Here is a 14,769-nt window from a genome sequence, read left to right as displayed (position 1 = left end):
TATTTGTTCTTGTACCACTCTTCGAAGCCCACAGAAGCAGGCCGCGAAGGATTCTTTGAGCAATAATATGTGGCGCTACGCCAGATCTTCTTCCGGCACCTCGGCTACGGGCAGCACATCGGAGGTAATCAGGTCCTTCTCCAGGCGCAGGTTGTCGATGATGAATTCCTGGCGTGCGGGCGTGTTCTTGCCCATGTAATAGGTTAAAATCTGCTGCACCGAACGCTCGGCCTGCAAAATGACGGGCTCCAGCTTGATGTTTTCGCCGATGAATTTGCCGAACTCATCGGGGCTGATTTCACCCAGGCCCTTGAAGCGCGTGACTTCGGGGTTGCGGCCGAGCTGGCGCATGGCGGCCTGCTTCTCGCTCTCGTTATAGCAGTAGATGGTCGTTTTCTTGTTGCGCACCCTAAACAGTGGTGTTTCGAGGATGTACACGTGGCCGTTGCGCACCAGATCGGGGAAGAACTGCAGGAAAAACGTGAGCAGCAGCAACCGGATGTGCATACCGTCCACGTCGGCGTCGGTGGCAATTACCACGCGGTTGTAGCGCAGGTTCTCGATGCCCTCCTCGATGTTGAGCGCGTGCTGGAGCAGGTTCAGCTCCTCGTTCTCGTACACGATTTTCTTCTTCAGCCCGAAGCAGTTCAGCGGCTTGCCGCGCAGACTAAATACGGCCTCGGTCTGCACGTTGCGGCTTTTGGTGATGGAGCCCGAGGCCGAGTCGCCCTCGGTGATGAACAGGGTCGTTTGGGCCTCCTCTTCGTGCTTGCCGTCGCCGAGGTGGAAGCGGCAGTCGCGGAGCTTGCGGTTGTGCAGGTTGGCTTTTTTGGCCCGTTGGTTGGCCAGTTTCTTCACCCCGGCCATGTCCTTACGCTCCCGCTCGCTCTGCTCGATCCGCTTTTTAAGCGCCTCCGCAATAGCCGGGTTCTTGTGCAAGTAGTTGTCGAGGTGCTCCTTAATGAAATCGAGGATAAAGCCGCGTACCGTGGGGCCGTCGGGGCCCATGTTCATGGAGCCCAGCTTGGTTTTGGTCTGGCTCTCGAATACGGGCTCCTGTACCCGCACCGAAATGGCGGCTATAACCGAGGCCCGCACGTCGGAGGCGTCGTAGTCCTTCTTATAGAACTCACGTAGCGTTTTCACGATGGCCTCGCGGAAGGCCGCCAGATGGGTGCCGCCCTGGGTGGTGTACTGCCCGTTCACGAAGCTGTAGTATTCTTCGCCGTAGTCGTTGCCGTGGGTGAGGGCCAGTTCGATATCCTCGCCCTTGAGGTGGATAATTGGGTAGCGCAGGGTTTCGGGGTCGGCCTTGCGGGAGAGCAGGTCAAGTAGGCCGTGCTCGGAATAGTACTTCTGGCCGTTGAAGTGGATAGTAAGGCCAGCGTTAAGGTAAACGTAGTTCCAGATCTGATTTTCGAGGTACTCGGGGTAAAATTTGTAGTTCTTGAAAATCGACTCGTCGGGCTCGAAAACCATCAGCGTGCCGTTGCGCTGGCTGGTTTTCTGGGGCTTGGGGTCCGAGGTGAGCATGCCCTGCGAGAACTCGGCCGACTTCATCAGCCCATCGCGCACGCTCTGTACCAGAAAGTAATTGCTGAGCGCATTAACCGCTTTGGTTCCGACCCCGTTTAAGCCCACAGACTTCTGGAATACCTTGCTGTCGTACTTGCCGCCCGTGTTAATCTTGCTTACAACGTCCACGACTTTGCCCAGCGGAATACCCCGGCCATAATCGCGTACCTGTACTTTATCTTCAGAAATCTTGATTTCGATGGTGCGGCCGTGGCCCATCACATGCTCATCGATGGAGTTATCAATAACTTCCTTTACCAACACATAAATGCCGTCATCGTAGGCCGAGCCGTCGCCGAGCTTGCCGATGTACATGCCCGGCCGCAGCCGGATATGTTCGCGCCAGTCGAGTGAGCGGATGCTGTCTTCGGTGTAGCCGTGGGTGGCTACGGAAATCTGTTCTTCAGCCATGCCGAGGGGTTGCCATTCAAAAGTTGAGGTAAAATAACGCAGAAAACCGACCTTTTCCGCGTTTCATTTCGCTAGTAAAGTTAGTAAACACCGGGCAATTATCCCAACCGATGCCCTGACAAGGCCTATAACACCCAACAAGCCCCTCTTTCCGGACCCATACATTGCCCCTTTCTCCCAATAATTTTAGCAAAATGAATTCTCCCCTCAGTCCGCACCGCCTGCCCACCACTACTCCGCAGCCGCCGCCCATCGTGAAACAAGTAGCGAGCGTAAAGTTTGCCTTCCTGCTGCTGTCGGCGGTATTGCTGGTGTACACGCTGCACAAGCTCGATAACATTCTGCTGCCGCTGCTGTTTGCGGTGCTTTTTTCGCTACTGCTGCTGCCTATCTGCAGCTGGCTCGAACGCCACAGGGTGCCGCGCATTCTGGCCATAATTCTGTGCCTGCTGCTGCTGCTGGCCATATTCGCGGGTGTTATCCTGGCCTTTGGCTCGCAGCTGACCCAGTTTCAGAGCGAACTGCCCAAGCTGCAGGACAAGCTGCTGGAGTTCTTTCACGACGGACAAACGTGGGCGCAGCGCAAGTTCGGCTACCAACCCATGAGCCTGAAGGACTTAAAGGAGTCGACGCTCAAGACCCTGAAGAAATCGGGCGGCACCTACCTGGGCTCTACCCTGGCTACTACCACGGCCGTTTTCAGCAACCTGGCCCAGGTGCTGATCTATATTTTCTGTCTGCTGCTTTACCGCGACCACCTGCGCCAGTTTATGTTCCGGTTTGTAGCCCCCGACCGCCGTACCCTCGTGTTGCACACCGTCGATAACATCCAGACGGTGGTGCAGGCCTACATTTCGGGCCTGTTCAAGGTGATTGTTATTGTGTCGATACTCAACGGCATCGGTTTGCTGGTGCTGGGCGTGAAATTCGCCATCTTCTTTGCCGTTTTCGCCTCGGTGCTGGCCATTATTCCTTACATCGGCATCCTGATTGGGGCCACCGTTCCGGCCATCGTTACGCTGGTGGAAACCGGCTCGCCCGTGCAGGCAGCGCTGGTAGTAGGTGTGTTTGTGGTGGTGCAGTTTCTGGAAGGCAACTTCATTACGCCCATGATAACCGGCTCACAGGTCAGCATCAACCCGCTGGCCGCCATTCTGGCCCTTATTCTGGGCAACGAGCTGTGGGGTACGCCCGGCATGATTCTGAGCATTCCGCTGATGGCCGTGATAAAAGTGGTACTCGACGCCAATAAGTCGACAGAGCCCTGGGGCTTTTTGCTGGGCGACACGGCCGAGGGCGATGACTCGCTCAAGCCCGAATCGGCCGAGCCGGGCGGGCTCAAGCGGCTCTGGAACCAGATGCTGGGCCGGGGTACGGCATAGGCCGGCCCCTAATTTTACACGCAACCCGGCCTTGGCTTCCAGCAGTATAAGGATGCAGTTGCCGCCGCCAACCGGCCCGGCATTTATCGTTTACCTTACCCTACTTCCCCATGGCTACTATCACCGGCGAAACCACCCGCGCTTACAACGACCTCGTAGAACTCAATAAAACGGCGGCCAAAGGCTACCAGGAAGCTGCTGAAGGCGTCAGCAGCCCCGACCTAAAGGCCAAGCTCAGCCAGTTCAGCCAGCAGCGTGCGCAGTTTGCCTCGGAACTGAGCCAGAGCGCCCGGCAGTTCGGCATCAGCCCCGAAGACGAAAGCACCGTTGAAGGCGCCCTGACCGACGCCGCTGCCGCCGTACACCGCGGCTGGATCAACATCAAATCGGCCATCACGGGCCAAGACGACTCGGCTATTCTGGGCGAGTGCGAAACCGGCGACGCTACGGCACTGCAGGGCTACGAAACAGCGCTCAAATCGAACGAGCTGCCGGCGCAGGCCCGCAGTGTTATCGAGAAGCAGCACAGCGAAATTCTGTCGACCAAGAACTGGATTACCGGCCAGAAAGGCCGCTAGTTTTTGAGCTTTTAGCTGACAGCTGTTAGCGGCTGTCTTTTTAGAAGAGGCCTACCAATCGGTAGGCCTCTTTTTTGGCTTTATACCAATCCTGTTGGTTTGATAACTTGTGCAACCATCCGGGCGGGTATCTTTGTTACCAATCTGCTTAGCCAATTCAGCCCTGCCGGGTCTTACCAGAACCAGCGCTATCAGCCATCCGCTATTAGCTAACAGCTCAAAGAAACGCCGTTGTACGCCATCATCGACCTTGAAACCACCGGGGGCCAGCCGGCGCAGGACCGCATCACCGAAATTGCCATTTACATTCATGATGGCGAGAAAGTGATTGACGAGTTCAGCTCCCTCATCAATCCCGGCCGGGCCATTCCGTTCTTCATCACCCAGCTCACCGGCATTACCGACGATATGGTGCGTGAGGCCCCGCGCTTCCATGAGGTAGCTCGTAAGGTGGTCGAAATGACTGAGGGCTGCGTGTTCGTGGCCCACAACGTGCGCTTCGACTACTCGTTTCTGAAGAAGGAGTTCGGTGACCTGGGCTATAACTACTCGCGCAAAACGTTGTGTACGGTGCGCCTGAGCCGCTCGCTTATGCCGGGCCAGCCCAGCTACAGCCTGGGCAAGCTTTGCCAGAACATCGGTATTCCGCTGAATGGCCGCCACCGCGCCGCCGGCGACGCGGCGGCTACGGCCATTTTATTCGGCCGGCTGCTCGATATCAGCCAGGAACAGGAAACGCCCCCCGCGGCCCACGGTCTTAGCCCGGCCGATGCGCTGGCCGTAGTGGATGCCAACGCCCCCTCGGGCCGCAAGCCGGCGGCGGCCACTACGGTTACCGCTACCAAGGCGCCCTCGCCCCGCAAGATGAAGGCCGTGCAGGAAGCCATTAAAACTGCGCTGCTACCGCCCAACATCACACCCCAGCATGTGGCCGCGCTACCCCACGAGGCGGGCGTGTACTACTTCCACAACGAGGCCGGCGAGGTGATTTACGTGGGCAAGAGTATCAATATCTACAAGCGTATTCAGCAGCATTTTGCCGTCGATTACAAATCGCGCAAGAGCATCGAGTTCAAGAACTCGATATCGGAAATCACCTGGGAGCTGACGGGTTCGGAACTGGTGGCGCTGCTGTACGAGTCGCACGAAATCAAGCGCCTGAAGCCGCTGTACAACCGGCAGCAGCGGCGCTCGGTATTTCCGGCGGGCATCTTTCTGCGTACCGACGACAACGGTTACAAGCGCCTGTATTACGGCCGTGCCGACGACCACGCCGAGTCGCACCCGCTAATTGCGCTGGGCAACCAGTTCAAGGCCAAGGGCTTTCTGTTTCATAAGGTGGCCAAGTTCAACCTGTGCCAGAAGCTCTGCGACCTGTACAAAACGCCGGGCGCCTGCTTCGATTACCAGGTAGACCGCTGCCAGGGGGCCTGCCTGGGCCTGGAGCCGGCCGAGGAGTATAACAAGCGCGTGGAGGCGGCCGTCGAGTCGTTTACCTACGAGCACGGCTCGTTTGTGGTGATTGGGGCAGGCCGCCGGCCCGATGAAAAGACCCTGGTGGTGGTAGAAAATGGCCGCTACTTAGGCTTTGGCTACGTGGATGAGACATTTTCGGCCCGTCGCTTCGAAGACTTCCGCGACGCCATCACGCGCTACAACGACAATAAGGATGTGCAGCAGATTATTCGCCAGTACCTGCGCACCGAGCATAAGGACAAGGTGAAGGTGTTCAACTAGTGGCCGGCGTTTCGGTGTTGGCGCGGCCCAGGTGGTTGCCCGACGTACCGAAAGATGCGCAAACAACGCAATGCCGGCACACCGACTGGCCTGGAGCGGTTCCCGGTTTAGCAATAAATACGGCCAGTTTCCAGCAGGTGGCAGTGGGCCAGCAGGGAAGCTACGCCGACCGTCGGGAGCAATTATGCGCATCGCAACTGTGCCCGGTGGACCCGCAGCCAGGTGGGCCGCTAGTTTGCCCAGTATGCGGGCCGTATCTTTGACCTAGCGAGTTGCTCCATTGTTTCATTTCTACATGCCTGCCAATACCTCTGCGCTTTCGATTACCTTCCGTTCCGACCTCGACCTGCTCATTGTGCGCTGGCTTCGGGATGTAAAAAAAAGCGAGTTGCAGGAGGGCTACGCCCAGGTTTTACAGGCGGCCATCCAGCACCAGGCGGCCTACTGGCTCGTTGATTCGCGCCGCCGCTTTAAGTCGAACCCCGAAATGGTAGACTGGCTGGCTCAGGAGTATCTGCCCGAGCTTAGCCCCGCCCTAGACAACCGCCCTATATACCTGGCTTGCTTGGTAGGTGCTACCTGGCAGCCGGGCAACGCCCCTGCTACGCCCTTAGCTGTGCTGGCGCAGTCTTCGTCTATGGCTTCCAAAGACGAGTATCATGTGCAGCTTTTCAGCGACGAGGGCGTTGCCACCAGCTGGCTTCAGCAAATGGCACCCAAATAATTTTATCGGGGCGTTGCCCTGCGCCGGCAAGCAGTCCGGAGCGCAGCAACCCCACGGTAGCGGCCCCATTCGAGTCTTGGAATGTCGTCAACACAGACATTCCAAGACTCGAATGGGGCCGCTACCGTACGCGCTAGTACAGCCGATGGCGGAGTAACCAGCCGGCGGCATCGAACTCCTGCGCCTGGGGCTGGTAGGCCTCGGTTTTAAACTTGCCTACCCGCAACGTGTTGCCGTCGCCGCTTTCATAGATGGTGAGGCGGCTTGCGGGGCGTTTCAGGGGGGCAGGCGATGCTTCTATCAGATCCTGGCCCGAGCCGTCGTAGATACTGAGCCGGATGCGGCCGGTGGGCTCGCCGCGCAACTCGAACGCATCGTTGCCGCCCAGCCCGAACAGCTTGATAGAGCGGGTTTCGGGGGCCGAAAAAGTACGCTGGTGCAGGAGCGTATCGCCCTGAGGCGTGCGGCGCAGCAGCTGCACCCGCACGGCATCGGGGCCGGCGGACTCCACCACAAACCGCTCGGCCTCGTCGGTGCCGGGCAGCTCTATGTCGCGGGCCAGCAGCTCGTAGAACCGGTTGGCTACAGCGGGCAGCTGGGCGCGGCGGGCGCGGAGCTTACGCGTGAATTCGGCTTGGCTAAGCTCCCGCACTTCGGGCGGCCACACGGCCAGCGCGCGGGCTATTACGTCGTCAGAAAGTGCCACGGTCAGCGAATCGGCTACCTGCCGGAAATCCTCGCGGGTCAGGTAAGCCAGCAGCGACTTGTCCATGGGCAAGGCTGCCCGGTTGAGGCCCTCCACATCGGCCAGTCGTATTTTCTCGTGGAAGCTCTGGTAGTTGGTTTTCACCCAGCCGATCATGTGCGTCAGCAGGCCATCATCAAACTTGAAGAAAGCGTGGTCCCGGTCGCGCGGAATTGCCCGGTAGGTGGTACCACCAGCCTGAGCCGGGAAGCTGGCCCAGCGCCATTGGTCTTCGCGGCGGCTCCAGTCGCCGAGCCACATATCGAACAAGCGGTTGCGCAGGTACTGGCGGGCATCTACCTGGTACCGGGAGCTGGCCAGCAGGTTGGTGAACACCTTGCGCGAGCTTTCCACCAACGCCGAGCGGCCGAAGCTCGCTACCGTGGTCTGGTCGCCTTCGGGCCGCTCCTCAAACAGATACAGCGCATAGCCGAACTCCTCTCTGAACTCCCCCAGGGCCGGGTCGTCGGCCACGTACACGAGGCGGGGGTTGGTGTGGTAAAGGCCGGCGGCGGTGGCCAGCGGCGCGGCAATATAGGCCCCATACGGATGAATTACGCTGGTCTGGTCCTTCATGATGCGGCCTATGGGCCCCTCGCGCAGCCCTTCGGGCAGGGCCCGGGTGGCATCTTTATCCACGGAGCGCAACACGTACTCGCGGCCTTTCCGATCAACGAGGCGCAGGTTTTTGGTCTGGAACGAGCCGCCCTCCTTGATGGGCGTCAGGCCGCCGGGCACGGCCGTGCGCAGGTTGAACACGGGTACTCGCACCGGCAGCTTCCACAGGTCGCGGTAGTGGGTGCCCCAGAAAAAACGATGGATACCGCCCCGGTCGTATTGGGGGCCAGCCGCCACCACTACCGTCGAGTCGGGGCCGATTACCGGGTGGGATGTGGAAGTAGCGCCCGAGGGCTGGGCCGGAGCTGAGCAGGAAAGCAGCAGCAGGCTGCTGCTAAGACCAGTTATCAGCCAGGCCGGAGAGGAGAAGAAGTACACAGTAACAGAGAAGGAGAACCTACCAAGTGGCCGCCGCCAGGCGGGCCAACTACCCTTATAGCGCAAAGCCGGGGCCGGCGGTTGTTGCGAAACCAACAAGCCGTAGCCAAACAAGCCGCGACCAATTACGTAGCAGAAGCCATTGCCGCGAACTTTACGCCCTGCATGAACTATCGTTACGCCCTGCCATTTCTGCTGCTGAGTGCCACTGCCTGCAGCCGCAAGCCTTTTTTTCAGCCCGATGCCCGCGTGGCTTACACCACTCCCCTGCCCCCCACCGCCGATAGCGCGCTGGTAACGGCCGGCCGCCACTACCAGCGTGGACCGTTGGGCCGCTTCGTGCTGGGCCCGCACTACCGCCGGGCCTGGGCCGAGCCAGTGACGCTACCCGTATTCCGGCCCGAGCGCCTGGCGCCGGGCGGGCTAAAATTCGTGAAGATGGGCGGGGGATTTCAAACCACCAGCCTGACGATGGCCGACCCTGCGGGACACAGCTACGCGGTGCGCACCATCGACAAAAATCCCGAAAAAACGCTACCCAAGTTCTTGCGGGCCACCTTTGTGTTCGGGGCCGTGCGCGACGCCACTTCGGCAGCCATGCCTTATGGGGCGTTTGTGGTACCGCCGCTGGCCGAGGCTGCCGGCGTTCCGCACAGCAGCCCACGGCCCTACTACGTGCGCCCCGATGAAACCGGGCTCGGCCCCGAATCCGAGCGTTTTCAGGGCCGGGTAGTACTGGTGGAGCGCCGATATGAGGGCAAGGAAAACATTGACGGGCCAGTAGCCGGAGCCTCCGACCTCGATGAGACGGAGGATGTGCTGCCCGCCCGCTACGAAAACCAGCGCGACCAGCTCGACGGCGCGGCCTTTGTGCGGGCCCGCCTGCTGGACATGTGGCTGGGCGACTGGGACCGACACGAAGGCCAGTGGAGCTGGGCCGCCTACCCGCAGCCCGACCGGCAACGGCGCTGGCAACCCGTTCCGCAGGACCGCGACCAGGTATTTTTCCGGTTTGATGATGGCTGGGCTTCGTGGGTGGTGAGCAAGGCCGTGGCCAAGTTCCGCACTTTCGGGCCGCGTTACGAAAGCATTGCCGGCTACACGCGCAACGCTTCGTTTATTGACAGCCGGGCACTGCCAGCCGTGCCGCGGGCCACTTACCTGGCAGCAGCCCGCGAACTGCAGCAGCGCCTCACCGACGCCGTAATTGAGCAGGCTGTGCGCCAGGGCCTGCCGCCCGCCGTGTACGCCTACGAAGGCCCACGCATGATTGCCAGCCTGAAAGCCCGCCGCACCCAACTACCTCAGGTAGCCAACGAATTTTACCACCTGCAGGCCGAGGAGGTGTTGGTAGCCGGCACCGACGAGAAGGAGCGGTTCGTGGTGGAGCGCCTGAACGACACGGCCACGGTGGTGTCGGTGTATTCGCTGGAAAAAGTACCCGCCGGGCAGTCGCAGGGGCAACTGCTGTACAGCCGCAGCTTCGACCCGCGCGATACCAAAACCGTGCGCCTGCACGGCCTCAAGGGCAAAGATGAGTTCTTGGTTTCGGGCCAGGTGCGCCGCTCGCCCTTCATCAACATTTACGGCGGCCCCCACGAAGACATGGTGCGCGACTCCTCCCGCGTAACCGGTCTCCGCAAGCGCACGCGCTTCTTCGATACGGCCCGCAACAACGATTTTCAGCGCGGCTCCGAAATAAAGGACAAAACCAGCCACGATGTCCTCTCCCACGCCTTTGATCGGGACGGATCGGGAAGGTGAGTTAAAAAAACAACGTCATGCTGAGCTTGCCGAAGCATCTCTACCGCTTCGTTAAATGCGGTAGAGATGCTTCGGCAAGCTCAGCATGAACTGTGTCAAGAAACAAGTTTTAGATGATGGGTGGGATCAAATTGTCGTTGATGCACGAGCACGGCCCACGCCTGGCGCAAGAGGCGGGCGGCCACGGCGCACAAGGCCTGGGGCTTGGCCAGCCCGCGGGCCAGCAGCCGCTCATAGAGCGCCCGGCAGGCGGGGTTGAAACGCCGCGCCGACCAGGCCCCCAGCTACAAGAGCCGGCGCAGGCGCCCGTCGCCGAGCTTGCTCAACCGGGGTCGGCCGTGCACGCTGCTGCCCGACTCGAAATGGCGCGGACACAGCCCCGCATAGGCCACGGCCTGCCGCCAGCCAGCAAAAGCGCGCAGGCCCGGACCCGCCAGCAGCAAGGCCGTGGCGATGCGCCGGCCGATGCCCGGAATACTGAGCAGGTGCCCATAATCGGCCCCCGCCTCGCGCTTGGCCGTTGCTTCCAAACCTTGCTCCAGCTGCCCTATTCGCTCATCGAGGCGGCGGATGTCCTCGTCGAGGATTTGTTCGCTGACCGGGTCGGGATAGGGCGACTCGAGCAGGGCATGGCGCTGGTTGCGCAGGGCCGTGCGCTGGCGGGTGAGCAAGTCGAGCAGGGCCTGCCGCTGCTGCAACTGACTCAGCCACAACGGGCTGGCCTGGTGCAGCGGTGGGGTGAAAAGCGTGCCAAACTGGGTGAGCAGGCGCGCATCGGTGCGGTCAGTTTTGCTGCGCCGCAACTGGCTTTGGCTAAAGCGGCGCACCTGCAGCGGGTTGACCACGCACACGGGCTGCTGGGCCTGGTGGAGCGCGGCGAGCAGCCGCAGCCCATAGGGGCCAGTGGCTTCGAGCACACAAATGGCCTGGGCGGGCAACGCCGCCAGCAGCGCAGCGTAGTCGGCGCTGCTTTGGGCAAAGCGGCGGACCGGGCCCGTGCCCAGATCCACGTCCAGGTGGGTTTTGCTGAGGTCAATACCGATGTAGGGCATGGAAAAAGACGTAAAGTGAGCGAAAAACACCTTGTTTTGCGTTGCCTCGGTACCTGTTTCCCATCATCATACATGCGGCCGGTAAGGACCACTGAACTGTTCGGGTTTGACAGGAAACCATCCGCGGGTGGGTGCCGGCATGCTGAACGGCCTGCGAGGCCAATGACGAACGGCGGCGTGGCCCAAGGCGGAGGCGACACAAACATATGATGACGTTGTTTTGGCATCCAAGCGGCTGCTATTTTTCAAGCTCCTTCAGCATTTCCAGCACCATATGCTCAGTGGGCGTGAGCAGGTCGTTTTGCTTGGGGTCGACATCGTGGCGGCGCAGATAGTCGACGAGCTTATTGGAGTTGAAGAGCTCGATAACCTGCGGGTGGATGTAGTATTTCGAGCACACGGTGGGCGTGTTGCCCAGGTTTTCGGCTACGTCCTTCACGGCCCGTTTCAGGGTTTTGGGGCGCGGAAAGTCGGGCTCTTCGTCTAGAATCCGCTCCAGCGCCTCCACCATTTTCACGGTGCCGCCCCAGGTTCTGAAGTCCTTGGCCGAGAGGCTCAGGCCGGTGGCTTCGTGCAGATACTCGTTCACGTCGCCCGATTCCAGTTCCTGGCGGTGGCCATCGGGGGCGTAGTACTGGAACAGGTGCTGGCCCGGTATTTCCTTGCACTTCTGCACCATGCGCGCCAGTTTCCGGTCATGGATGGTGAGGTCGTGGGGTACGCCTTTCTTGCCCACGAAGCTGAAGCGCACATCGGCCCCGCTCACGTTCACATGCTTGTCGCGCAACGTGGTCAGGCCGTAGGTTTTGTTCTTTTTGGCGTATTCCTTGTTGCCCACCCGGATAAACGACTGGTCCATGAGCGTGAGCACCAGGGCCACCACTTTGGTTTTATCGAGTTGGGGGCGAGCCAGATCCTTGTGTATGCGGGTCCGCAGGTCGGCCAGGTTTTCACCGAAAGCCCGTAGGCGGCTGAATTTGGTGAGGGCCCGGGCCTGGTCCCAGGCGGTGTGGTACAGGTACTGCTTGCGGCCCTTGGCGTCGCGGCCCGTTACCTGCAGATGGGTGTTGGGCGAGGGCGAAATCCAGACGTCGGTCCAGGCCGGCGGAATGACGAAACCACCGATGCGGGCCAGCGTTTTTTCGTCCTGCAGCAGCTCGCCCTTGGTCGTGCGGTAGCGCACGTTGCCGACGCGGGTGGTTTCGCGGGTCAGGCCGGGCTTGGTGTCGGTGAGGTAGCGCAGGCCGGCCAGCTCGGCCTGGCGGGCGGGGTCTTTATAAAGCTCGTGGGCAGCGGGCAGCGGGTCAAGGCGTTTTTTTTTGGTTTTGGGGCGGGCGGTGGCAGTGGTAACCATAGCGGAATAAAGAGGGAATACGACACGCGCCGGAGCTGGCGAGTGGGTTTTGCTCTACGCAAAAACCCGGCAGAAGGTGGCCGCCGCACATCGCCCCGCCAGATAGCGCAGGTAAAATAGCCAGCTGTTTTTTTCTACCTGATTAGCCGCATTCTGCGTGAATGGCGCCTGTTTTTACGCTTGGGCAAGCAACACCCCGCCGGGCTGGACCGTTAGTGCACCGCTGGCCCTGGCACCATTTTTTCTAGGGAGCCAGACAACTCTCTCTTATCCAACCATTCCATTCTTCGCTTCACATGCGGAATTTTCTGAAAAAAACCGGTCTTCTGGCGGGCCTCGCCTTCACCCTGGGCGGCGCAGCTTCCTGCTCCAAAGACGGCGACGGCGTACTCCTCTTCTCCATTGAAGACGACAAGGCCCTGGGCGAGCAGGTAGCCGCCCAGACTGACTCGACTTTCCGGGCCAAGGGCCAGCTGCTGGAACCCGGCAGCAACCCGCAGGCCTACGCAGCCCTCAACAAAATCGTGCTCCGGGTGCTCAACTCGGGCAAGCTCCAGTACCGCAACGAATTCCCTTGGGATGTAAAAATAATCAAGGACGACCAGACCCGGAACGCCTTTGCAACCCCCGGCGGCCACATTTACGTGTACTCCGGCCTGATTAAGTACCTCGACAACGAAACCCAGCTTGCCGGCGTAATCGGCCACGAAATTGCGCACGCCGACCGCCGCCACACTTCCCGCCAGCTACAGCAGCAGTATGGCATCAGCGTATTGCTGAGCCTGGTGCTGGGCAACAACCAGAACGCGTTGGTAGACATAGCCAACGGCCTGGGCCAGCTCAAGTTCAGCCGCGACTACGAAATCGAGGCCGATGACTATTCGGTGGAATATCTCAACGGCACCAATTACTACGCCTGCGACGGGGCCGCCGGCTTCTTCATCAAAACGCAGAACGACGGCCAGGCCAGCCCCCCTGAGTTCCTCAGCACTCACCCCAACCCTGGCAACCGCGTGGAGAGCATTCAGGCCAAGGCCGACCAGCTGAACTGCCGTAACCGTACGGCCGGCTCCGACGACTTCAACCAGCTGCGAAGCGCGTTGTAATGCCACGCACTCTTCGGTATTTTCAGGCTCCTGGCAGTTTGCCGGGAGCCTTTTTTATGGCTGATACTGACCCTTTACCACCGACGGGGCAACACCACCGGCCGGCTGCTGCGTAAACAGCTCTCCGGCAAACTGCTTCATTTGCGCTCTATGCTTCCTTTCCGCGATACACTCCACACCTGGGCCGAAAACGCCGACGAATCTCTGACCCGCCTGCGCAGCCGCCTCGGGCTGCTGCACCCGCTGCAACTGGTGCCTTACCGCAGCTACGGCACGCCCGAACGGCTTTACGTAAAGGGCCGCCTGCTCACCGACCGGGGCATCAACGAGCCAGTTGACGACGACTCGCGCTGGCGCAACCTGCTGAACATGTATCGCCGCTTCGACAGCAACGAAATTGCCGGGGCTCAAATCAGCATCCGCCCCACCGACGGCACCACTCACCCCATTCTCACCGACGAGGAAGGCTACTTTACGCTCAACCTGGCCCCGCAGTCATTGCCGGTGCCGGTCGATTTTCTGTGGTATCCGGTGGAGGTGGCTTTACAGCAGGCGCCGCCCCCCCTCCCTACCCCGCACGGGCTGCACGCCAATGCCATGGTGCTCATTCCGCCACCCGATGCCGAGTACGGCGTCATCTCCGACCTCGACGACACCGTAATTGAGACGTCGGCTACCAACTTGCTACGAATGGCCCGCACGGTACTGCTGCGCAACGCCCGCTCGCGGCTGCCCTTCAAAGGAGTCGCCGAGTTCTACCGCCAGCTGCAATTGGGCCGCAACGGGAAGCGCAACAACCCGTTCTTCTACGTCAGCAGCTCACCCTGGAACCTCTACGACCTGCTCGACGATTTCCTGGAGCTGAACGGTATTCCGCCCGGCCCATTGCTGCTCCGCGACGCGTCTTTGAAGCGTCAGACGGCCGCCGCCAGCAGCCACCACGCCCACAAGCTGCACGAAATCGAGAATCTGCTGCTTACCTATCCGCTCCTGCCCTTCATACTCATCGGCGACTCGGGCCAGGAAGATGCCAACATTTACCGCGAAGTGGTGCGCCGCCACCCGGGCCGCATCCTGGCCATCTATATCCGCGACGTAAACCGGGCCGACCGGGCTGCTCTCGTCGAGCAGGTGCGCGAAGACTTACAGGGCGATAAAGTGGAGTTGCTGCTGGTACAGGACACCGTACAGGCCGCCGAGCACGCCGCCGCCACCGGCCTGATCTTGCACGAAGCCATTCCGGCCGTGGAGCAGGAAAAGGCGAAGGATGAGGTGGAGGAGTAGAGCCCTACAGCCATTACCACAAGTACGCTCCACATGCAAAACGCCCCCGCCGGATTCCGGC

11 protein-coding genes are annotated in these 14,769 nt (G+C 60.6%); 7 read left to right on the top strand and 4 right to left on the bottom strand.

What is annotated here, in order from left to right:
• Window positions 1-75 precede the first annotated feature (75 nt).
• The gene (locus HW554_RS00055) at window positions 76-1,986 is read right to left on the bottom strand and encodes a DNA topoisomerase IV subunit B (protein WP_176906315.1); all 1,911 of its coding nucleotides are present in this window, start codon (window positions 1,984-1,986) and stop codon (window positions 76-78) included.
• A 194-nt stretch (window positions 1,987-2,180) separates the two neighbouring features.
• On the opposite strand from HW554_RS00055, the gene HW554_RS00050 reads away from it, so the two are divergent.
• The 4 genes from HW554_RS00050 (at window position 2,181) to HW554_RS00035 (ending at window position 6,407) form a co-directional block, all read left to right on the top strand.
• Window positions 2,181-3,368 (top strand): AI-2E family transporter, encoded by a 1,188-nt coding sequence (locus HW554_RS00050; protein WP_176906314.1) that lies wholly within the window; start codon window positions 2,181-2,183, stop codon window positions 3,366-3,368.
• Window positions 3,369-3,478: 110 nt separating this feature from the next.
• Window positions 3,479-3,946 carry a ferritin-like domain-containing protein gene (locus HW554_RS00045; RefSeq protein WP_176906313.1) on the top strand — a complete coding sequence of 156 codons (468 nt, stop codon included), beginning with the start codon at window positions 3,479-3,481 and terminating at the stop codon, window positions 3,944-3,946.
• Between the two features lie 231 nt (window positions 3,947-4,177).
• A complete protein-coding gene (locus HW554_RS00040) occupies window positions 4,178-5,683 on the top strand; it encodes an exonuclease domain-containing protein (protein WP_176906312.1) in 1,506 nt (501 codons plus the stop codon).
• 295 nt (window positions 5,684-5,978) lie between these two features.
• On the top strand, window positions 5,979-6,407 hold the full coding sequence (locus tag HW554_RS00035) for a hypothetical protein (RefSeq protein ID WP_176906311.1): 429 nt from the start codon (window positions 5,979-5,981) through the stop codon (window positions 6,405-6,407).
• 133 nt (window positions 6,408-6,540) lie between these two features.
• Here the strand turns inward: HW554_RS00035 and HW554_RS00030 are convergent, their stop codons facing one another.
• Complete coding sequence (locus HW554_RS00030; RefSeq protein WP_176906310.1) at window positions 6,541-8,148, bottom strand: hypothetical protein; 1,608 nt, start codon at window positions 8,146-8,148, stop codon at window positions 6,541-6,543.
• 165 nt (window positions 8,149-8,313) lie between these two features.
• Between HW554_RS00030 and HW554_RS00025 the strand changes: the two genes are divergently transcribed.
• Entirely contained in the window at window positions 8,314-9,912 is a 1,599-nt protein-coding gene (locus HW554_RS00025; RefSeq protein WP_176906309.1) for a hypothetical protein, read from the top strand.
• A gap of 284 nt (window positions 9,913-10,196) precedes the next feature.
• On the opposite strand, the gene HW554_RS00020 is transcribed toward HW554_RS00025, so the two are convergent.
• Together HW554_RS00020 and HW554_RS00015 are read right to left on the bottom strand one after the other, a co-directional pair.
• Complete coding sequence (locus HW554_RS00020; protein WP_176906308.1) at window positions 10,197-10,964, bottom strand: IS110 family RNA-guided transposase; 768 nt, start codon at window positions 10,962-10,964, stop codon at window positions 10,197-10,199.
• A 238-nt stretch (window positions 10,965-11,202) separates the two neighbouring features.
• Window positions 11,203-12,318 (bottom strand): DNA topoisomerase IB, encoded by a 1,116-nt coding sequence (locus HW554_RS00015; protein ID WP_176906307.1) that lies wholly within the window; start codon window positions 12,316-12,318, stop codon window positions 11,203-11,205.
• Window positions 12,319-12,614: 296 nt separating this feature from the next.
• On the opposite strand from HW554_RS00015, the gene HW554_RS00010 reads away from it, so the two are divergent.
• Entirely contained in the window at window positions 12,615-13,424 is an 810-nt protein-coding gene (locus HW554_RS00010; protein ID WP_176906306.1) for a M48 family metalloprotease, read from the top strand.
• A 150-nt stretch (window positions 13,425-13,574) separates the two neighbouring features.
• Window positions 13,575-14,708, top strand: coding sequence for an App1 family protein (locus HW554_RS00005; RefSeq protein WP_176906305.1), 1,134 nt, complete (start codon window positions 13,575-13,577; stop codon window positions 14,706-14,708).
• Window positions 14,709-14,769: the final 61 nt, after the last annotated feature.

It is taken from the genome of Hymenobacter lapidiphilus (genome assembly GCF_013377885.1).
GTDB classification, from domain to species: Bacteria; Bacteroidota; Bacteroidia; order Cytophagales; family Hymenobacteraceae; genus Hymenobacter; species Hymenobacter lapidiphilus.
Note: the sequence above shows the minus strand (reverse complement) of the source record. Positions and strands in the feature narration are given on the sequence as shown.

Bases quoted from the DNA above. Each gene is read 5' to 3' on its own strand.
- HW554_RS00045 (WP_176906313.1), top strand. From the start codon at position 3,479: ATGGCTACTATCACCGGCGAAACCACCCGCGCTTACAACGACCTCGTA.
- HW554_RS00025 (WP_176906309.1), top strand. From the start codon at position 8,314: ATGAACTATCGTTACGCCCTGCCATTTCTGCTGCTGAGTGCCACTGCC.
- HW554_RS00005 (WP_176906305.1), top strand. From the start codon at position 13,575: ATGCTTCCTTTCCGCGATACACTCCACACCTGGGCCGAAAACGCCGAC.
- HW554_RS00050 (WP_176906314.1), top strand. From the start codon at position 2,181: ATGAATTCTCCCCTCAGTCCGCACCGCCTGCCCACCACTACTCCGCAG.
- HW554_RS00035 (WP_176906311.1), top strand. From the start codon at position 5,979: ATGCCTGCCAATACCTCTGCGCTTTCGATTACCTTCCGTTCCGACCTC.
- HW554_RS00020 (WP_176906308.1), bottom strand. From the start codon at position 10,964: ATGCCCTACATCGGTATTGACCTCAGCAAAACCCACCTGGACGTGGAT.
- HW554_RS00015 (WP_176906307.1), bottom strand. From the start codon at position 12,318: ATGGTTACCACTGCCACCGCCCGCCCCAAAACCAAAAAAAAACGCCTT.
- HW554_RS00055 (WP_176906315.1), bottom strand. From the start codon at position 1,986: ATGGCTGAAGAACAGATTTCCGTAGCCACCCACGGCTACACCGAAGAC.
- HW554_RS00010 (WP_176906306.1), top strand. From the start codon at position 12,615: ATGCGGAATTTTCTGAAAAAAACCGGTCTTCTGGCGGGCCTCGCCTTC.